The organism is Mesorhizobium sp. B2-4-2 (assembly GCF_006442845.1).
Lineage (GTDB): Bacteria > Pseudomonadota > Alphaproteobacteria > Rhizobiales > Rhizobiaceae > Mesorhizobium.
This window is the reverse complement of sequence record NZ_VFVM01000010.1, coordinates 136542-154841: the sequence shown is the minus strand read 5'-3', so window position 1 is coordinate 154841 and position 18300 is coordinate 136542. Positions and strand designations below refer to the sequence as shown.

General features: G+C 66.1%; 17 protein-coding genes. 7 read left to right on the top strand and 10 right to left on the bottom strand.

Annotation, left to right across the window (positions count from 1 at the left end):
- Genes FJ942_RS22065 through FJ942_RS22050 form a run of 4 tightly spaced genes read left to right on the top strand, consistent with a single transcriptional unit; the run spans position 1 to position 2475 of the window.
- Positions 1-576 carry an invasion associated locus B family protein gene (locus FJ942_RS22065; RefSeq protein WP_140898922.1) on the top strand — a complete coding sequence of 192 codons (576 nt, stop codon included), beginning with the start codon at positions 1-3 and terminating at the stop codon, positions 574-576.
- 13 nt (positions 577-589) lie between these two features.
- Positions 590-1276 (top strand): hypothetical protein, encoded by a 687-nt coding sequence (locus FJ942_RS22060; RefSeq protein ID WP_140898920.1) that lies wholly within the window; start codon positions 590-592, stop codon positions 1274-1276.
- Positions 1277-1325: 49 nt separating this feature from the next.
- Positions 1326-1793, top strand: a complete 468-nt coding sequence (locus FJ942_RS22055; protein WP_140898918.1) for a DUF4189 domain-containing protein — start codon at positions 1326-1328, stop codon at positions 1791-1793.
- 58 nt (positions 1794-1851) lie between these two features.
- Positions 1852-2475: an invasion associated locus B family protein gene (locus FJ942_RS22050; protein WP_224681689.1), complete on the top strand. Its 624-nt coding sequence runs from the start codon at positions 1852-1854 to the stop codon at positions 2473-2475.
- Positions 2476-2493: 18 nt separating this feature from the next.
- Here FJ942_RS22050 and FJ942_RS22045 read toward each other — a convergent pair whose 3' ends face one another.
- Positions 2494-4479, bottom strand: coding sequence for an ABC transporter ATP-binding protein/permease (locus FJ942_RS22045; protein WP_140630638.1), 1986 nt, complete (start codon positions 4477-4479; stop codon positions 2494-2496).
- A 296-nt stretch (positions 4480-4775) separates the two neighbouring features.
- On the opposite strand from FJ942_RS22045, the gene FJ942_RS22040 reads away from it, so the two are divergent.
- A complete protein-coding gene (locus FJ942_RS22040; protein WP_140500175.1) occupies positions 4776-5216 on the top strand; it encodes a hypothetical protein in 441 nt (146 codons plus the stop codon).
- Between the two features lie 48 nt (positions 5217-5264).
- On the opposite strand, the gene FJ942_RS22035 is transcribed toward FJ942_RS22040, so the two are convergent.
- From FJ942_RS22035 to FJ942_RS21995, 8 genes are all read right to left on the bottom strand, one after another.
- Positions 5265-6251, bottom strand: a complete 987-nt coding sequence (locus FJ942_RS22035; protein ID WP_140516049.1) for an ABC transporter permease — start codon at positions 6249-6251, stop codon at positions 5265-5267.
- 229 nt (positions 6252-6480) lie between these two features.
- Positions 6481-7452: an ABC transporter permease gene (locus tag FJ942_RS22030; protein ID WP_140561105.1), complete on the bottom strand. Its 972-nt coding sequence runs from the start codon at positions 7450-7452 to the stop codon at positions 6481-6483.
- Positions 7449-8999, bottom strand: coding sequence for a sugar ABC transporter ATP-binding protein (locus FJ942_RS22025; protein ID WP_140561104.1), 1551 nt, complete (start codon positions 8997-8999; stop codon positions 7449-7451). The genes FJ942_RS22030 and FJ942_RS22025 overlap by 4 nt, the downstream gene beginning before the upstream one ends.
- Before the next feature lie 278 nt (positions 9000-9277).
- Complete coding sequence (locus tag FJ942_RS22015; RefSeq protein WP_140516043.1) at positions 9278-10327, bottom strand: ABC transporter substrate-binding protein; 1050 nt, start codon at positions 10325-10327, stop codon at positions 9278-9280.
- 101 nt (positions 10328-10428) lie between these two features.
- Positions 10429-11343: a sugar phosphate isomerase/epimerase gene (locus tag FJ942_RS22010; protein WP_140557833.1), complete on the bottom strand. Its 915-nt coding sequence runs from the start codon at positions 11341-11343 to the stop codon at positions 10429-10431.
- A 38-nt stretch (positions 11344-11381) separates the two neighbouring features.
- Complete coding sequence (locus tag FJ942_RS22005; protein ID WP_140557835.1) at positions 11382-12917, bottom strand: mannitol dehydrogenase family protein; 1536 nt, start codon at positions 12915-12917, stop codon at positions 11382-11384.
- Positions 12914-13696, bottom strand: coding sequence for an SDR family oxidoreductase (locus FJ942_RS22000; protein ID WP_140500072.1), 783 nt, complete (start codon positions 13694-13696; stop codon positions 12914-12916). Before FJ942_RS22000 ends, FJ942_RS22005 begins: the two co-directional genes overlap by 4 nt.
- Before the next feature lie 44 nt (positions 13697-13740).
- Positions 13741-14661 (bottom strand): MurR/RpiR family transcriptional regulator, encoded by a 921-nt coding sequence (locus FJ942_RS21995; RefSeq protein WP_140898916.1) that lies wholly within the window; start codon positions 14659-14661, stop codon positions 13741-13743.
- Positions 14662-14992: 331 nt separating this feature from the next.
- On the opposite strand from FJ942_RS21995, the gene FJ942_RS21990 reads away from it, so the two are divergent.
- A complete protein-coding gene (locus FJ942_RS21990) occupies positions 14993-16177 on the top strand; it encodes a Gfo/Idh/MocA family oxidoreductase (protein WP_140898914.1) in 1185 nt (394 codons plus the stop codon).
- 279 nt (positions 16178-16456) lie between these two features.
- Positions 16457-16990, top strand: a complete 534-nt coding sequence (locus tag FJ942_RS21985) for a sterol desaturase family protein (RefSeq protein WP_140500066.1) — start codon at positions 16457-16459, stop codon at positions 16988-16990.
- Positions 16991-17037: 47 nt separating this feature from the next.
- Here the strand turns inward: FJ942_RS21985 and dinB are convergent, their stop codons facing one another.
- The gene (gene dinB, locus FJ942_RS21980; protein WP_140500065.1) at positions 17038-18279 is read right to left on the bottom strand and encodes a DNA polymerase IV; all 1242 of its coding nucleotides are present in this window, start codon (positions 18277-18279) and stop codon (positions 17038-17040) included.
- Positions 18280-18300: the final 21 nt, after the last annotated feature.

Here is an 18300-nt window from a genome sequence, read left to right as displayed (position 1 = left end):
ATGAACGGGGCAACCAGCCGTCATGCCCGGCTTTTCCTCCTGACCTGCCTGGCGCTTGCCGGCGGCCTGTCCTTGGCCGCCGCGCAAGCGACCGCGCCCTACAGGATCAAGCCATCCGACGTGGCGGTGCCGCCGGATGTGAAGCTGGGCCAATACCAGCGCACCATCCGGCCCTTCGAGAACTGGACGCTGATCTGCGACGAGAACCTCAAGGCGCGCAAGAAGGTCTGCAATGTCTCGCAGGTGATCGAGGACGGGGCCGGCAGGATGGCCTTCAGCTGGTCGCTCGCGGCCACGCAGGACGGCAAGCCCTACATGATCCTGCGCACCGCGCCGAACGCCAAAAGCGACGGGCTGGTGTCGCTGAAGTTCGACGGGCGCGACCCGATCGACGTCCACTTGAATGGCTGCAACGAAGTGGTCTGCGTCGGCATGCTGCCGGTGGGGCCCGTCATGCGCCAGCAGATAGTGCAGAAAGCGACGCCGGCGATCTCCTACCCGACCGTCGACGGCCAGACGATTACCGTGACCGCAACGCTCAAGGGGCTGTCCGAGGCCCTTGCGCCAATCAAATAACCGAGGCAGCACCGTGAACCAGCAAGACCCGTTCATCTCCCCAGCGCGCGGCCCGAGCGTGGAGCCGGACCGCAAGAGGATCGTCGAGCCCGATCGCAAGAGGGTCGCCGAGCCGCAGCGGCGGTGGCCGCGCGTCCTAGCCTTCTCGCTGCTGGGGCTGGCCATGATCGGCATCGGCTTCGCTGCCGCCAACTATGCCGCGATCGCCGGTCTCGTCGGCACCCCGACGGCCGCACAGGCCGGGACCGCGCCGCCCGCATTGCCGGACTCGCCTTTCCTCGAACATGTCAAACAGGCCGGCGTGCAGGCCTGCTCGACGATCTTTCCTGTGCTCGGACAGGTGCTGACGACGGGCTCGAAATACAGCGTCAAATCCTTGTGGAACGACCAGGCCGCCGACAAGCACGCCGTGCAGGCCCTCGTCGGCATGAACTATTCGACGGAAAAATACAGCGGACCGGCCGCCGGCGTGGTTTTCGCATCGCCCACCGCTTCCGGCTGCGAAGGCGCGATGGTGCGGGTGGCGCCGTTCGCCAGCCCGTGTTCGGATATCCCGTCCGTTCTTCCGCAAGGCAGCAAGATCACCGACCATCTCGGCCAGGTCGAGGTGTACGAGCTGGGCGGCAATTCGGGTGAAGCGCTGCTGCTGCCGACCGGCAATAGCTGCGTGGTGATTTCCATAGCGTCGGCGTCGACGTGAGACACGGGATAGGCGAATGGGCGAGGGCTCCTGGAAAGGATTGCAGACCATGATATCGCGACGTCTGGCAGTTTTGTGCATGGCCCTGCTGTGGAGCGGGCAGGTTGTCTCGGCCGACCTTGTGGCGCCGCCGGAGCCGGAGCCGAAGGAGGAAAAAGGCATCTGGGGGGCGATCGCCTATTCCAGCATCGATACCAAGCACGGCTTCTTCTGGGGCGCCGACAAGCGCCAGGAGGCGAAGGACGCCGCGATGAAATATTGCGAGAACGCCGGCGGCAAGGGCTGCACTGTTGTCACGGTGTTCCGCAATCATCGCCATTGGACAGACGACGACGAGACCGGCTTTCCCTACAAGCACTGCGGCGCCCTGGCCGTGGCTAAGGAGAAGCAGAGCGACCGGCTGACGCCGTGGGGCGCGAACTCCGCCGAGACCCGCAAGGACGCGGAAGATCTCGCTCTGCATGCCTGCGAGGCGGCGGGAACCGAATGCAAGGTCCGCGAGTGGGTCTGTACCTGAAGCGCGCCGCGCTCACACGGCGCGCTTTGGAATTGCTTTTGCACGCTGCGTGAGGCAGATGACCATGCCCGCGGCCCCGAAAATCCCATCCGGTTTTCGGGGCCATGCGCGTGAACCCCGAAAGAGAAAGTCGCCATCGTTGTTTGACAGATTTGTTCTTCTGAAGGCGGCCGCAATCTGCGCGGTGGCCCTGGCTGCATCGAGTGCCTGTGCGCAACAACAGCAGGCGGCCACGCTTCCAAACGGCGCGTCGTCGCTCCAGGAGACCTATCAGGACTGGAGCCTGGCCTGCACCATCCAGGACAATGCACGCGCCTGCTCGGTTTCGCAGGACCAGACGCAGAAGAACGGCCAGAGGCTGCTGGCTGTGGAGCTGCGCGCGGGACCGAAGGGTGGATTGACCGGAACCCTGCTTCTGCCGTTCGGCATCCTGTTCGACCCAGGCGTGACGATCCAGATCGACGACCAGCCGCCCCTCGGCCAGTTGCGGTTCCGCACCTGCCTGCCGAACGGATGCGTGGCGCAGTTTCCGATCGACCGGGCGCTGGCGCAGAAGCTGAAGGCGGGCGGCGTATTGACGCTCAACGTCGTCACCGACGCCGAGACCAAGCTCAACTTCCCCGTCTCCCTGAAAGGCCTCGGCGCCGCCCTCGACCGCGTCGCGGCGCTGAGCGGGCGCTGAGGCGGGACGAAGTCGGCTTTAGTCCAGCTCGCGCGGCCTTTGGGCCGCAGCGCCGGAGCCCCACAAGGCGCGCCTGAGCAGGTTCCGTCCGCCCTTGCGCGGGACAAGATTGATATCGCTGACAAGCTTTGCGCCGCCCTCGCGCCGCTCCAATGTGATCTTGCGGCTGTGGAAGGCTTCCAGCTCGGCGCGATGCGCGACGCTTATGATGGTCACCTTCGGTAATTCATGGATGACCGTCTCCATCATCTTGTCCTGGCTCTTCTCATCGAGCGCAGACGTCGCTTCGTCCAGAACGACGATATCGGGATGATGCAGCAGGAGGCGCGCGAAGGCGAGCCGCTGCTTTTCGCCACCCGACAGGGTCTGGTCCCAGGGCGCGTCTTCCTCGATCCGGTCCTTGAGATAATCGAGCCCCACCTTGTCGAGGGCGGCGTTGATCTTCTCCAGCGTCCAGTTGTCGGCGGCGGCCGGATAGGCGACCGCGCGGCGCAGCGTTCCGGAGGGGATGTAGGGACGTTGCGGCAACATGAACAGCCGCCTGCCGGGGTGGAAGTCGACGCTGCCGCCACCCCACGGCCAAAGGCCTGCGACGGCCCGCACCAGCGTGCTCTTGCCCGAACCGGATTCGCCGGCCACCAGCACCCGCTCGCCAGGCTCGATCTCGACCTCGGTTTCCTTGACCACGCCGGTGCCGTCGTCGAGCGACACCGAGAGATTGTCCAGGCTGAGCATCGCACCGTCTTCGGTTTCGCCGTGCCTGATGCGGCCCAGCGCGTCGCTGCGTTCGGCGCGCTCCAGCCCGTCAAGCGACATCATCAGCGAGGCAATACGCCGTGCCGAGGCGTTCCAGTCGGCGAGGCGGGGATAGTTGTCGACCAGCCATCCGAACGCGGCCTGCACGATGGCGAAGGCTGAGGCAGCCTGCATGATCTGTCCAAGTGTCATGCTGCCTTCGAGAAATTTTGGCGCGCAAAGCAAGATCGGCACGACCGGTGCAAACAGGCTCGACCCCTGCGACACCAGCGCCGTGCGCATGTGCTGGCCTGTCAGCAGCGCCCATTGCCGGAGCACCGTGCCGAACGTCTTGTCGATGCCGCTGCGCTCCTCCTCCTCGCCGCCGAGCAAGGCGATGCTCTCGCCGTTTTCGCGCACGCGCGTCAGCGTGTAGCGGAAATCGGCTTCCGCCTGGTTCTTCTGCTCGGAGAGCCGCACGAAATGGCGGCCGATGACCACCATCGAAGTGGAGGTGATGGCGGCGTAGATCACCGCGGTCACGACCAGGAAGCCGGGAATGGTGACGCTCCAGCTTCCGATCGGCAAAGTCAGCGCCCCGCCGATCGTCCACAGCACCACGATGAAAGTGGAGGCCGACAAAAACGCGTTGATCACGCCGGAGATGAAATCGACGGGCGATTCCGTGGCGATCCGCAAATCCTCCGCGATGCGTGCCTCGGGGTTCGTGTGGTCGCCGCCCACGAGGTTCAGCTGATAGTAGCGGCCGCTTGCGAGCCAGCGCGCGATGATGGCAGTGGTCGACCAGGAACGCCAGCGGCGCTGGATCGTCATGCGAAGGTAGACTTGCGCGACGACAAGGCTTGCGCTTCCAACCACGAGCGGCGGGAACACGGCGCTGAGCACATAGACGGTGTGGGCGTTGCGCTGCTCGATGGCGTCGAAGATCGAGCGGTTCCAGATGTTGATCCCATACTGGAAGCCGACATTGATGCATATCAGCATCAACAGCCCGAGCGTGAACGGCCAGGCCAGCTTGTCGCCGCGCGTGCTCCAGTAGCCGCGCGCGCTGATCCAGAAGCGCCTCAGCAGGTATCGCTTGCGCGCCTGCTCGGCCTCCTGCGGCGTCAGCTCCGGACCGGGTTCGATGGCCCCGGGCGGTGGCGCAGCCTCGCCCACGACCTCGGACGCAACTTCGACTGTCGAGGCCTTCTCCTGGTGCGACTTCTCTGCCTTGCGCCGCCTGGCGCCGTCGACCGTTTTCGGCATGAGTTCAGCCTCGGATGTAACGGCGACAACGGCCTAAAAATCAAAAAGTTTCACCAGGCCCGCTCCAGACGGCGCCATGGGTCTCCCCGTGCTCCCCTGCTCGACCCGCGATGCCGCCAGCCGCCGCTGGACAATTCGCCAGCCGGCGGGCCCGTTTAGCGACGGTCTCCTCGCAGCCGGAACGAGACCGTGTGCTTGGAACCAATGATGGGCGAGACTGTTTAGCCATGAACTTCGATGCGACGCCGACGTCCCGGCCCGGTCGGGTGAGCAGCGACCTTGAGGAGCCCCTTGTCATGAAGATTTCGTCCAGATTTCGTTCAGTCGCCATCGCCGTGATCACTGCCGCGGGCGTTGGCTTTGCCAGTGTCGCGCACGCCGACACCGGAACGATCCGCTTCTCCATCTACAAGGCGGCCTTCTTCATCGGCGGCGCCGGAGGCGAGGGCACGCTGACCTTCCATGGCCGCCGGTATCCGATCTCGGTCGGCGGCATTTCGGGCGGCCTCGCCTTCGGTGCCTCCAAGACCTATTTCCGGGGCACCGTGCGCCATATCAAGCGCGCCCGGGACGTGACGGGTGTGTACGGCGCGGCGGGCGGCGGCGGCGCGCTCGGCAAGGGCGCCCAGGTGATCGTCATGACCAACGACAAGGGCGCCCAGCTCGAGCTCACGGGCAGGCAGGTAGGGCTGCAAGTCAACGCCGATCTCAGCGGCATGAGCATCACGGTGAAGTGAGGGCGGTCACTGCGTCGGTGTTTCGAGGGATGAGCCGGCGGCCCCTCCCTACCGCTCCTCCACGATCCGCAGATAGGCCGCCGTCACGAACAGCACGATCAGGCCGAACAGGATCCTTCTTGCCCCCTCCGGCATCTGCAAAATCGTCAGCAGCGTCGTCAGCACGGTCAGGATCAAGGCACCGATGATGGTGCCGGTATAGCCGCCGCGGCCGCCGAAGATGGAGGTGCCGCCGATGACGGCGGCGGCCACGGAGGGCAGCACCAGCGGTTCGGCGAGGGACAGGGAAGGGGCCTTGATCAAGCCGATATAGAGCAAGCCGGTGATGCCGGCGAGCAGGCTGGATAGGACGTAGAGCGCGGTGATGACCTGCCAGTAGCGCACGCCGGAAAGGCGGGTCGCGCGCTCATTGTCGCCGACGGCGTAGAGCAGGCGGCCGAAACCGGTGCGGTTGAGGCCGAAGACGATCAGCACCGCGACGGGGACGAACAGAAGCAGCGCGTTGGGAAACCCTGCGGTCACGCCGGTGCCGAGCCAGGCGAGGAAATCGGGGATCTTGGCGCCCGAGGCGATCACCGTGCGTTGATAGACCTGCAGGAAGCCGGTGCCGATCAGGCTGGTGCCCAGCGTCATGATCAGCGGATGGACGCGGAAGACGCCGACGCCGATGCCGTTGACGAGGCCGATCAGCACCGCCGGCATCATCGCCAGGAGGAAGGCCACGGCTGGGTCCTGGTTGACGGCTTGCGTAGCCATGATGAAGGCGCTCATCGTCGCCACCGTGCCGACAGAGAGATCGATGCCGCCGGTCAGCATGGTCATGGTCTGGCAGCCGGCAAGGATCGCCAAGGGAATGGCGAATTTGATGGTGTTGGCGATCCAGCGCTCGTTGACGATGCCGGGGCGCAGGATCTGCAAAATCACAACCAGGATGACCAGCAGGATGACCAGCGGAATCAGCGGCCGGTCGGCCATGAAGCGTTTGACACGGCGGCCGAAGGGGACGGGTTGGGGCGTGATTGCTGACGTGCTCATGGGGTGGCTCTTGTCTGCAAATGTAGCGCCCTACGGCGGCCCCCTCTGTCCTGCCGGACATCTCCCCCTCTAGGGGGGAGATCGGATGGGGTGACGGCTTTCGCAAATTGTCGGCGTTGCAAGAATGAGCGAGACGCCGAAGCTGCCAATCTCCCCCTTTGAGGGGGAGATGTCCGGCAGGACAGAGGGGGGCGCCGTAGAGCGCTATGCGCCAATTCATTCTCCCTCATCATTGCCGACCCCGCATCGTAATGAAAGCCCCGAACATCACCACGGCGACCATGATCAGGCCCTCGATGATGGCGGTGACGTTGGGGTCGATGGCAAGCAGGGTGAGGTCGGTGCGCACCAGGCGCAGCACGAAGACGGCGACGATGGGGCCGAGCAGGCCGCCCTTGCCGCCGCCCAGCGCCACGCCGCCCAGCACCACGGCCGCGACGCTGGCGAGCAGATAGGGGCCGGGAATAGGAGCGCCGATGCCGGTGCTCATGGTCAGCGCCAGGCCGCCCATGGCCGCGAACAGGCCCGACAACGCATAGGCGATGATGCGGGTGCGCTTGACCGGCACGCCGCTGCGGAACGCCGCCAGCTCGCTCGAGCCGATGGCGTAGATGGACAGGCCGAGGCGCGAGCGCCTCAGCGGTATCCAGACGATGCAGAGGCAGATGATCAGCACCAGCAGAGCCTTCGGCAGCCAGGCGTCGATGTTCTGCGGCAGGCCGGGTATCGGGACCGTGCCTGAAATCATCGCCTTCAGCCATTCGGCGGCGGCGCCGCCCGGCGCGCCGAGCACCAGAAGAGCCGCCCCTTGCAACACGAACAGCATGGCGAGCGTCACCACGATGTCGGGGACACGGGTGGCGACAATGAGCAGGCCGTTGAGCGCGCCGAGCACAAAACCCATGGCCAGTACGAAAGGCACCACGAACAGCGCGTATTCTTCCGAGGCGCCGGCCATCATCGAGGCGGCGGTGACGCTGGTCAGCGCCATCATGGCGGCGACCGACAGGTCGATGCCGCCGGCGATGACGACGACGGTCTGCGCGGCCACGGCAAAGGCGTAGGGCAAGACGGCCCGCGCGAGCGAGCCGAAATCGCCGCTGCCATAGCCGGGCTGGATCAGCTTGGTGACGACGAACAGCACGACGAGGAGGGCGAACAGGCCGGCGACCCAGCCCTGGCGGCGCAGGAGATGGCTCATGGCGTCACCTCCGGTGCATCCGGGGTATTTGCTGTGGGGTCCGCCAAAATGCCGACATCGGCCTTGGCGTCGCGCGGCAGGCCGTAGGCGGCGCGCATCAGTGCCGGCTCGTCCGCCTCCTCGACCGGGAAGATATCGACGACGCGGCCGCCGAAGATGACGATGACGCGATCGCAGACGCGCTGCACCTCTTCGAGTTCCGAGGTGTAGAACAGCACCGACTTGCCGTGGCCGGCGAGCTCGCGCAGCAATTTGTAGATCTCCTGTTTGGTGCCGACATCGATGCCGCGCGTCGGGTCGAAGCACAGGATGGTGCGGGCGTCCGCCGCGATCCAGCGTGCGATGGTCACCTTCTGCTGGTTGCCGCCGGACAGGCGCTGCACCTCGCCTTGCGCGCGGGTGTCGATCTGGAGGCGCGCGATGGCGCTCGCCACCGTGGCGCGCTCCTTGCGCATGGCGATCGGCCCCCAGTTGCGCAAGGCGGCGCTGAAGGGCAGCGCGATGTTCTCGCGCACCGAGCGCTGCATGGCGAGGGCCTCGGAGCGGTCGCCCGGCACATAGGCGATGCCGGCGCGGATGGCGTCGATCGGATGGGTGAATTTCGCCGGATGGGCGTCGACCTCGATCGTGCCGCCGGACGGTTTGATCGAGCCGGCAAGGGCGGCGAACAATTCATCCTGGCCCTGGCCTTCGAGCGCGACGACGCCGGCGACCTCGCCGTCGGCGAGCTCGAAGGAGACGTCGTTGAGCTTGGTGCCGACGCGCAGATTGCGCACGGCGAGACGCGGGCGGGCAGGGACCGATGTGGCGGCCTGGCCGGCGGCGCGGGCGGCCACCTTGGTCTTCTCGATGCGGGCGCCGAGCATCAGCTCGACGATCTTTTCCTCCACGCCGGGCTCGATGTCGAGAACGCCGACGGTCGCACCGTCGCGCAGCACGGTGGCGCGGTCGCAGAGCGCCGAGATCTCGACGAAGCGGTGCGAGATGAAGATCACGGCGCGGCCGCTGTCGCCCTGGCGACGCACGACTTCCAGCACTTTTTCAGCGAGGTTGGCGGGGAGCGCCGCGGTCATCTCGTCGAGCAGCAGCACGTCGGGCTCGACGGCGAGCGCCCGCGCCAGGTCGAGCACGCGCAGCACCGCCAGTGGAATGTCGCGCGCGGTGTCGCGCAGGTCGAGGTCGGGAATGCCAAGTTCGCGCACCCAGGCACGGAACGGCTCGACGGGCGTGCCGGTGAGCCGCAGATTGGACAGTATGTCGAGATCGGGGATCAGCGACGGTTCCTGGTAGACCGGCAAAAGGCCAGCGCGGCGCGCGGCGGCGGGCGAGCGTATGTCGCGCGCCTCGCCACGGATCAGGACGCGCCCGGCCGAGGCAGGGACCGCGCCGGTCAGGATCTTCACCAGCGTCGACTTGCCGGCGCCATTGGCGCCCATCAGGGCATGCACCTCGCCCGGCAGGACGGACAGCGACGCGTCGCGCAGCGCGGCAACCGCACCGTAATTCTTGGCGACGCCGGAGGCGTCGAGGAGGGGTTTGGTGGTCAAATTGCTGTCCGTACCAGAAACTCAATTGCTGGCGCTCTACGGCGCCCCCCTCTGTCCTGCCGGACATCTCCCCCACAAGGGGGGAGATTGGCCGCAACTTCGGCTTTCGCCAATTTTCAACGTGGCAAGACGAGAGCCGGCGCCGAAACTGCCAATCTCCCCCCAAGTGGGGGAGATGTCCGGCAGGACAGAGGGGGGCGCCGTAGAGCGCTAACCTATCAAACCTTTGGTTGGCGGGGACGGCAAACGCCATCCTCGCTAGCCAATCAAAATAGCCCTTACTCCCCCGGCCCCTTGCACGCTACGATCTGGTCCTTGGTGTAGGTCGTCCAGTCCGGGATCGAGATCGAGACCGGCCATTCCGGGCTGAGCGACGGATCGGCGGCGGCCTTCAGCTTGGCCTTGCCTTCCTCGGTGGCGTTTTCCCAGAGCTGCGGCTCGACCAGAACGGTCTGCTGCGCCGGCTTCTTGCCGTCGAGGATCTGGAGCGCGAGCGTCACGCCGGCGCCGCCGATCGAGCCGGGATTGGTCACGGCGGCCCCGACCAGGTCCTTGACCGAATTCAGCTGGCCGACGAAACCGGCATTGTCGGCGCCGACCACGGGCACCATCGGCGCCTGCGATTCCACCAGCGCGTCGACGATGACGTTGTCGATGCCCGAGGTCCACACGCCGTTGAACGGCGTGCCGGTGGCGAGGAAGGACAGCATCTGCTGCTTGGCCTGGTCCTGCTGCCAGCCGGTGAACACTTCCTGCGCGACCTTCACGTCGGGGAATTCGGCCAGCGCCTTCTTGAAGCCCTTGTCGCGATCCGAGTCGGCGGAGGCGCCGGCGGCGCCGCGCATGTAAAACACCTCACCCTTGCCGCCCATCTGCTGGAACAGCCATTTGGCGCCGAGATAGGCATATTGTTCCTGGTTGTTGGAGATGATGTAGGCCGAGGGTTCGGTGACCGCCTGGTCGACGGCGACGACAACGATGCCGGCCTTGGTGGCTTCCTCCAGCCCCGCCTTGATGCCGGCGGGATCAGCCGGATTGACGACGATGGCGTCGACCTTGGCGCTGATCAGGTTGCGGATGTCCTCGAGCTGCCCGGCGGCGTCGGTATTGCGGTGGGCGATGTTGAGCTTGGTCACTTCGCCGGAGGCCAGCGCCTGCGCCTTCATGGCGCAGACCATCTCCTCGCGCCAGCCATTGCCCTGCACGGTGTTGGAGATGCCGATCGTGTATTTGCCCTCGGCGGACGAGGCGCCCATCGAGGCCAGCAAGGCAGCGCCGGCAAGGAGCGGAACAATGGGCAGCGGCACCATGGTCAGGTATTTCTTCATTTCAGATTTCCTCCACTTTGATTTTCGTTTCAATTCCAAGTCGTTACACCGGGCCGCGCAGAAAGAGATTCAGGCGGCGCCCCGATGTTGTTTTTGCGCCTTCATTTGACGAAGGGACGCAGCACGTCGCGGGCAAGCAGGAAACCGCGCTTGACCTTATCGTCGCTGCCCTCGAACCACCGGTCCTCGTGCTCGATGATGATCGGGCCGTCATAGCCGGCACGGTAGAGGCCGGAGAAGAAGCCGTTCCAGCCGACATCGCCCAGCCCCGGCATGCGCGGCACCTGCCAGCCTATGCCAGACGAAAGGATTCCGCGCTCGTACAAACCATCATGATCAATCATCAGGTCCTTGGCGTGGACATGCAACATGTAGGGGCCGAATTCCCTGATGAAGCGGGCCTGGTCGATCATCTGCCAGACCAGGTGTGAAGGATCGAAATTCATCCCGACATCGCCGCCCCAGGTTTCGAGGATGCGGCGCCAGACCAGCGGCGAATAGGCGATGTTGTGGCCGCCCGGCCATTCGTCATAGCTGAAGATCATCGGGCAGTTCTCGAAAGCGAGCTTGACGCCGTGATCGCGCGCATGGGCGACGATATCGGGCCAGATTTCGAGCGCGTGCTGCCAGTTGACGTCGACGGTCTTCGAGGCATCGCCACCGCAGAAGGTGTTGACCAGGGGCACGCCCATATTCGCGGCCAGCACGATCACCTGCTTCAGATGGTCGATCACCGTCTTGCGGTGGGCGGCATCGGGATGCAGCGGGTTGGGATAATAGCCGAGACCGGAAATGGTCAGCCCCTTGCCGGCAAGGTTTGCCGCGATGTCCCTGGCCTGCGCCGGCGAGGTCGCGGCGGTGTCGATGTGGCTTGTACCGGCATAGCGGCGGCTGGCGCCGGAGGCTCTCGGCCAGCAGGCGATTTCCAGCGCCTCGAAGCCGGCCGAGCTTGCCCAGTCGGCGACCGCGTCGAGCGGCGTCTCCGCGAACGGTGCGGTGAGCAGTCCAAGCCTCATAGTGCCTCCCCTGGTCGTGAATTCACGACCGATTCCTACTATGCAGATCGTGCCGGTTGCTTCAACCGCTCATCTGCCGGTTGCGCGCATGCATGCCTGACGGTTGCCATCGGATCGTCCGACAACAGCCCGTCGAGCGCCGATGTGACGGCCTTGCGGAACATGTCGTTGGCGGCGAGGGCGGGATCGAAGATGGCGTCAATCGCCAGGATGCCCGCAGCCAGTACCGGGACGTCGCGTCCGCTTGCCTCCGCTATGCCAGCGATCTTGCCGGCATAGGGGTCCGACACCGGCCAGCGCCGGCCGAACCGGGATGAAGCCTGGATCAGATAGGCCATCCAGCCGGCGACGGATACCGACAGCAGCGCAATGCTTTTTTCCTCGCCCAGCCGATCGCGGATCGGGTTGAGTAGGCGCTGCACGATCTTTTGCGAGCCGTCGGTGGCGATCTGGTGGTTGCGGTGGCGGATCGCGGTATTCTGCAGACGGCCAAGGCTCTGCTCGACATAGGCTGATGGGTCCATGCCGGGCACCGGCTTCAACGTTGGCAGAGTCTCCTCGACGAGCATGCGGCGCACGAAGGCCGACAGCAGCGGGTCCGCCATCGCATCGAAAGTGTGTTCGAGGCCGGCCAGCACGCCGAGATAGCTGAGCGTCGTCTGAGCGCCATTCAGCACACGCATCTTGAGATGCTCGAACGGCGTGACGTCGTCGACGAAGGTTGCCCCCACCAGGTCCCAGCGCGGCACGCGGCCGGCGAATTTCTGCTCGATCACCCATTGCCGGAACGGCTCGCCGGCAACGACGGCTCCATCGCGGTAGCCGAAAAGCTGCTCCACACCGTCGAGATCGGCCTGCGTGCTCGCCGGCACGATGCGGTCGACCATGGCGCTGGGGAAGGCGGCATTGGCCGCGATCCAGCCGGCAAGGCCGTTGCCGCGCCGTTCGGCAAAAGTCCGCACGACATTTTCCAGGATGGTGCCGTTGGCCGGGATATTGTCGCACGAGAGCAGCGTCAGCGGCCGGCCGTGCGTGGCCATGCGTTGCTCCAGCGCCCGCGCCAGAATGCCGGGCACGCTGCGCGGCGTCAGCGGGTTTGCGAGATCGTCGACGATGTCGGGATGGTCGAGGTCGAGCGCGCCGCTGGCCGGAATATGGCAATAGCCCTTTTCGGTAACGGTCAGCGTCACGAATTCGATGTCCGGGGAGGACAGCACTTCGAGCGCGGGCATAGCGCTCGCCTGGCTATCGACAACGCGCACGATGCTGCCGATGACGCGCGCCTCGACTTGGGAATCCTGGCGGATGAGCCTGGTGTAGAGCCCGTCCTGGGGGCCGAGCGTATCGGCGAGCGCCGGCGGACGGATGTTGATGCCGACCACGCCCCAGCGGCCGAAGCTCCGCGCCAGGAGGTCGTCGGTGTATTCGGCCTGGTGGCAGCGGTGGAAGGCGCCGACGCCGAGATGCGCCATGCCTGCCTGGAGCAAGGCACGGTCATAGCCGGGCCTTTGCACCGTCGCCGTCAGGCGGCCGAGCAAGGCCGGACCGAGCGTCTCGGGCGCGGCTGTGCTCACCGGTTGGCTCCGATCACCCACTGTTCCTGGTCGATCAGCGAGCCGGTCATCGGTCCCGCGGCGTCGGAGAGAAGGAAGACGGCGAGCCTGGCCACGTCCTCCGCCGAGAACAGCCGGCCGAAGGGCTGCGCGGCGTTGGCGGCATCGAGCCAGCCGGCGCCGTGGCCGAGCGTCTCGGCCTGCATGACGCGCTCGGCGGGCGTATCGGTCCAGCCGACATTGATGCCGTTGACGCGGATGCGGTCGAAGCGGTGGGCGTTGGCTGCGTTCCTGGTCAGCGTCGCCAGCGCGCCCTTGGTGGCGGAATAGACGGCGAGCTCGGGCGAGCCGCAATGGGCATTGATCGACAGGATGTTGACGATCGCGCCGCCCTGGCCCCGCTTCCGCATGTCGGCAATCGCCGCCTGCATGAGGAAGAAAGGGGCGCGGGCGTTGACGGCGAACAGCGAGGCCCAGTCGTCGGGGGTCGCATCGAGGAAGGAGGCCCGGTCGGTCAGGCCGGCGGCATTGACGAGACCGTCGATACGGCCGAAGCGGTCGATGCAGGCTTGCGCCAGGAGGGCAGGGGCTGCCGGGTCGGAAAGCTCGGCGGCGATGAAGTGTGCCGGCGTGCCCGCTTGCGAAAGCTCCGCAGCAACGGCCTCGCCGCGCGTCCCGTCGCGGCCGGTGACCAGCAGGCCGCCGGCGCCGGCACGCGCCAAGGTTTCGGCGACTGCCCGGCCGATGCCTTGCGTCGCGCCGGTGACCAGCACCATCTTGCCGTCGAGCTGAAGCTCCATTCCTCCTCCCGGAACAAAGTTTCTATTTCTGAAGATATGGAATGTCAGTTCCCGTTAGTCAACCGCGCAATCATTTCTGCCCGTTGGGCCACGACACCATGGACCAAAGCCATGCCGACGGCGAGCGACGCCGCCAGCGAGCGGAAGCCTGCGAAGTCCTGTTCCACAACTTCCAGCCAGGTGTCCGAGAACTTGACCAGCGGAGAAAAAGTGCTGTCGGTGATGGTGACGATCCGCGCGCGCCGCTCGTGGGCGACCGAGACGAGGTCGGGCGTGATCGAATTGTAGGGACTGAAGGAGACCGCCAGCACCGCGTCGCGTCTGCCGATGCAGCCGACCTGGTCGAGCGCGGTGGAGCCGACATTGTCGACCAGCACATTGCGCACGCCTTGCTGCGACAAGGTCAGCGAGAGATAGCTGGTGACGGGAAAGGCGCGCTTGGAGCCGATGACGTAGATCAGCTCGGCGGCCGAAAGCAACGCCACCATTTTCTCGAAGCTCTCGATATCGAAGCCGGTTTCGATGCGGCCGAGCGAGGCCTGCGAGGCGCCGACCATGCCGCGCAGGAAATGCAGGTCGGCATTGGATACGCGCGGCGTGCGTTCCTGGCCGCGCCCTTCCGGCCAGGACGCCTTGACATGGTCCTTGAATAGGCCCTGGAAATCGGAAAAGCCGGCATAGCCGAAGATCTGGGCGAAGCGCACCAGCGTCGAAGGCTGCACCCCTGCCTGCGCGGCGACCTGTGCGATGGTGCCGAGCGCGACGTCGCTCGGATGCTGCCACAGGAAGATCGCGACCTGGCGCAGCCGCTTGGGGAAATGGACCGTGCCCGACGACAGCACCGCGCGCAGTTCCTCGTAAGTCTGCGGCTTGATATAGCCGAGCGCCGCCAGCGAACGCCCGCGCTTGCGGGTCGCCGCCTCGTCGGCGCTGGACCGTCCGGATGATTTGCGCGTCCCGCTCATGATTTCAGGCTAGCGCGATACGATCGTTTTACAATATGAAAATTGGAAATCCTGTTCGAGGGTGGTAGCTGTTCTGCAGCGAAGAAGTTCGATGCATTCAACATAGCACCCTATGGCGCCCCCCTCTGTCCTGCCGGACATCTCCCCCACAAGGGGGGAGATCGGATGTCACGCCGGCTTTCGCCAAATTGCCAGCGTTGCATGAAAGGCGTCGCGGTCGACGCTGCCAATCTCCCCACCTGTGGGGGAGATGTCCGGCAGGACAGAGGGGGGCGCTACAGAGCTCGACGGTGGGTGCTGGCTTAACATCCTTAAATCGGAGGAGACAAACATGGTTTATGCGACATCGGACGGATCGGCGGGCAAGCGTTTGCGCGTCGGCATGGTGGGAGGCGGGCAGCGCGCCTTCATCGGCGCGGTGCATCGCCTCGCCATGCGGCTCGACGACCAGATCGCGCTGGTGGCCGGCGCGCTGTCGTCCGACCCCGGGAATGCCGCCGCCTCGGCCGCCGAGATCGGCATCGCGCCGGAGCGCAGCTATGCCGATTACCGCATGATGGCCAAGGCAGAGGCGGCGCGCCCGGACGGCATCGAGGCGGTCGTCATCGTCACGCCCAACCATCTGCACGCGCCGGTCGCGACAGCCTTTCTGGAAGCCGGCATCGATGTGATCTGCGACAAGCCGCTGTCGACGACGCTGGGCGAGGCGCAAGCCCTGGTGGCGCTGACGCGGGAGAAAAATCGCCGCTTCGTCGTCACCCTCAACAACACCGGCTACGCCATGGTGCGCCAGGCGCGCGAGATGGTGGCGGCGGGCGAACTCGGCCGCATCGTCTCCGTGCACGGCGCCTATATCCAGGACTGGCTGACCAGGCCGATCGATGCCGACGGCCAGAAACAGGCGGAATGGCGCACCGACCCGGCGCGCGCCGGCCAGTCGGCGGTGCTGGCCGATATCGGCGTGCATGCCTTCAACCTGGCGAGTTTCATCAGCGGCCGCGAGGCCGAGACGGTGTCGGCCGACCTGTTCACCGCCGTGCCGGGACGGCGGCTCGATGACAACGCGCATGTGCTGGTGCGCTGGGCGGGCGGGGCACGCGGCACGATCCTGGCCAGCCAGACGTCGCCCGGCCACTATAATGATCTCTCCGTGCGCATCTATGGCGACAGGGCGGGGCTTGAATGGTCGGGCACGCGGCCCGAGGAACTGCGCTTCTCCAGATATGGCGAGGAAAGCCGCACGCTCGTGCGCGGCGGCCATGGCTCGACGCAGGAAAGCCGGCGCGTGTCGCGCATGCCGGCCGCTCATCCCGAAGGCTATATCGAGGCCTTCGCCAATTTCTACCGCGACGCCGCCGACATCATCCGCGCGCATCGTTCGGGCGCCGCCGTCGATGCGGCCCGGGCGGCGCAGGTGCCCGATGTGGTCGACGGCGCGCGCGGCGTGAAGTTCGTCGCCGCGGCGGTGGAGTCGAACGCGGCTGACGGGGCGTGGACGGCGGCAAGGTTCGGGTGAGGGTGTGCCATCCAATGTGACATCGCGGCCACGCCCGACGGTGCCGCGCGGTTGACGGCGATCAAGAGTTGGCCGTCCATTCGGGACCGCGCTGTGTTCCGCCATTTTTCAGCTCGTTGCGAGGCTGGTTTCGAAGGCAACAGCCGGTTGACTGGCTTCCAAATCGTTGCCGCCGACCTTGCGCGAGGTGATTGCGACGCTATGTCAGGCGCATCCGCGTTGCTCCCCGCCCGCGCATTCGGCAATCTGTCGCTTCTTCGGCGTTGAAGGCTTGCTCCGATGGAACTCGGTCTCATTGGATACTACAGCGACTTCGTGGTTTACCCCCTGGCGATCGCCCTGCTGGCTGTGGCCGGGCTTATCGAGGCCGGCGAAGAGAGCGCGCCAGGCTGGCTGGCGACGGCGCTGGCGTGCCTTTGTCTGTGGACGCTGATCGAATACGTCATGCACCGCTTCGTCCTTCACCACATTCCCTGGATCAGGGATCTGCACGCCCGCCATCATGTCGAGGAGCGCAGTCCGGTGGGCACGCCGACCTGGCTCAGCCTCGGCGTGCATGCGCTTGTCGCGTTCTTTCCCGTATGGATGGTCTCGGATTTCGCGGTCGCCAGCGCGGCGAGCTGCGGGCTGATGCTGGGCTACCTATGGTACGTCAGCATCCACCATGTGATCCATCACTGGCATCCCACTCATCCGAGCTATCTCTACACGCTGAAGCGCCGCCACGCGCTGCATCATCATGTCGACGAAAATGTCAATTTCGGCGTGACGTCGCTGTTCTGGGATCGGGTCTTCGGCACGATGCGGCTCTGAAGCCAACTGGTGTGCGCCATTCGAGGAGCGCAGACAGCCATTCCCGCTTACAATTCCTTCTGCGCCAATTCCCTGAACTCGTCGGGCACGGAGCGGGCCGCCTCCAGCGCCACGGTGCCGTAGCCGACGGCCTGTTTGCCGAAGCGCTCGCGGATCTTGTCGATGGCGCGGTCGGCGCCGAAGCGTGCGAGGCCCTTCCTGGTGCCGGGGCGGCGCTTTTCGTCGGCGAGGCCGAGCGGCAGTTCGAGCTGCAATTCGGCACTTTCCTCCAGATGCGAGACCGAGATCGCCAGCAGCGAAATCGTCCTGTCATGCGGATGATCGGCAAGCACGCCCCGCACCAGGTCTGTCGCGATCTCGGCCAGCATCACCGTCGCCGAGATCGGCTGGTCGAGCGTGATCGAGCGGGTGACGGCGCTGAGGTCGGCGAAGCGCACGCGCACCGTCACCGTGCGGCCGGGGCGCGCCTTGGCGCGCAGCCGGCTGGCGACCCGGTCGGCCAGATGCAGCAGGACGGGGATGTAGACGCATTCCAGTGCCGGCTTGCGGCCAAGCGCCGACTGGGCACCGGCCGAATGGGCGCGGCGACGTGTTTCCAATTTGCGCGGATCGCGGTTCCACGACAAGGCGGCAAGCTTTTCGCCGGCGGCAGGGCCGAGCAGCCGCGCCAGCGCGCCGCTGTGCGTCCTGGCCAGTTCGCCGATTGTCTGGACGCCGATCTCGGCCAGCCGCGCGCTGGTCGCCGGGCCGACGCCCCACATCAGGGAGACCGGCAGGTCATGCAGGAAGGCGATCTCGGTGCCGGGCTCGACCACCACCAGCCCATCGGGCTTGGCCACCTGCGAGGCGATCTTGGCCAGGTGCTTGGTGCGCGCCACGCCGATCGAGATCGGCAGGCCGAGTTCGCTTCGCACGCGGCGGCGAATGGTCGAGGCGATCTCCCGCGGCTGGCCGAACAGATGCGTGCAACCGGCGACATCGGCGAAGGCCTCGTCGATGGAGATGCGCTCGACCAGCGGCGTGAAATCGTCGAGCACCTTCATCGCGGCGTCGCCGAGCCGCTGGTAGTCGCGGAAATTTCCGCCGACGAAAATCAACTGCGGGCAGAGCTCGCGCGCCTTGCGCCCCGGCATGCCGCCGCGCACGCCGAAGGCGCGGGCTTCGTAGGAGGCGGCGAGCACGACGCCGCCGCCGACCGCGATCGGCTTGCCGCGCAGCGACGGGTCGAGAAGCTGCTCGACCGAGGCGTAGAAAGCGTCGAGATCGGCATGCAGGATGGTGGGCTCCATCCCCGGTTCCTCGCGACGTTG

Excerpts from the sequence above, each read along its gene's own strand:
- dinB (WP_140500065.1), bottom strand. The coding sequence starts at position 18,279 with ATGGAGCCCACCATCCTGCATGCCGATCTCGACGCTTTCTACGCCTCG.
- FJ942_RS22035 (WP_140516049.1), bottom strand. The coding sequence starts at position 6,251 with ATGAGCACGTCAGCAATCACGCCCCAACCCGTCCCCTTCGGCCGCCGT.
- FJ942_RS21990 (WP_140898914.1), top strand. The coding sequence starts at position 14,993 with ATGGTTTATGCGACATCGGACGGATCGGCGGGCAAGCGTTTGCGCGTC.
- FJ942_RS22030 (WP_140561105.1), bottom strand. The coding sequence starts at position 7,452 with ATGAGCCATCTCCTGCGCCGCCAGGGCTGGGTCGCCGGCCTGTTCGCC.
- FJ942_RS22050 (WP_224681689.1), top strand. The coding sequence starts at position 1,852 with ATGACCATGCCCGCGGCCCCGAAAATCCCATCCGGTTTTCGGGGCCAT.
- FJ942_RS22000 (WP_140500072.1), bottom strand. The coding sequence starts at position 13,696 with ATGGAGCTTCAGCTCGACGGCAAGATGGTGCTGGTCACCGGCGCGACG.
- FJ942_RS22010 (WP_140557833.1), bottom strand. The coding sequence starts at position 11,343 with ATGAGGCTTGGACTGCTCACCGCACCGTTCGCGGAGACGCCGCTCGAC.
- FJ942_RS22040 (WP_140500175.1), top strand. The coding sequence starts at position 4,776 with ATGAAGATTTCGTCCAGATTTCGTTCAGTCGCCATCGCCGTGATCACT.
- FJ942_RS22045 (WP_140630638.1), bottom strand. The coding sequence starts at position 4,479 with ATGCCGAAAACGGTCGACGGCGCCAGGCGGCGCAAGGCAGAGAAGTCG.
- FJ942_RS22065 (WP_140898922.1), top strand. The coding sequence starts at position 1 with ATGAACGGGGCAACCAGCCGTCATGCCCGGCTTTTCCTCCTGACCTGC.
- FJ942_RS21985 (WP_140500066.1), top strand. The coding sequence starts at position 16,457 with ATGGAACTCGGTCTCATTGGATACTACAGCGACTTCGTGGTTTACCCC.
- FJ942_RS22015 (WP_140516043.1), bottom strand. The coding sequence starts at position 10,327 with ATGAAGAAATACCTGACCATGGTGCCGCTGCCCATTGTTCCGCTCCTT.
- FJ942_RS22055 (WP_140898918.1), top strand. The coding sequence starts at position 1,326 with ATGATATCGCGACGTCTGGCAGTTTTGTGCATGGCCCTGCTGTGGAGC.
- FJ942_RS21995 (WP_140898916.1), bottom strand. The coding sequence starts at position 14,661 with ATGAGCGGGACGCGCAAATCATCCGGACGGTCCAGCGCCGACGAGGCG.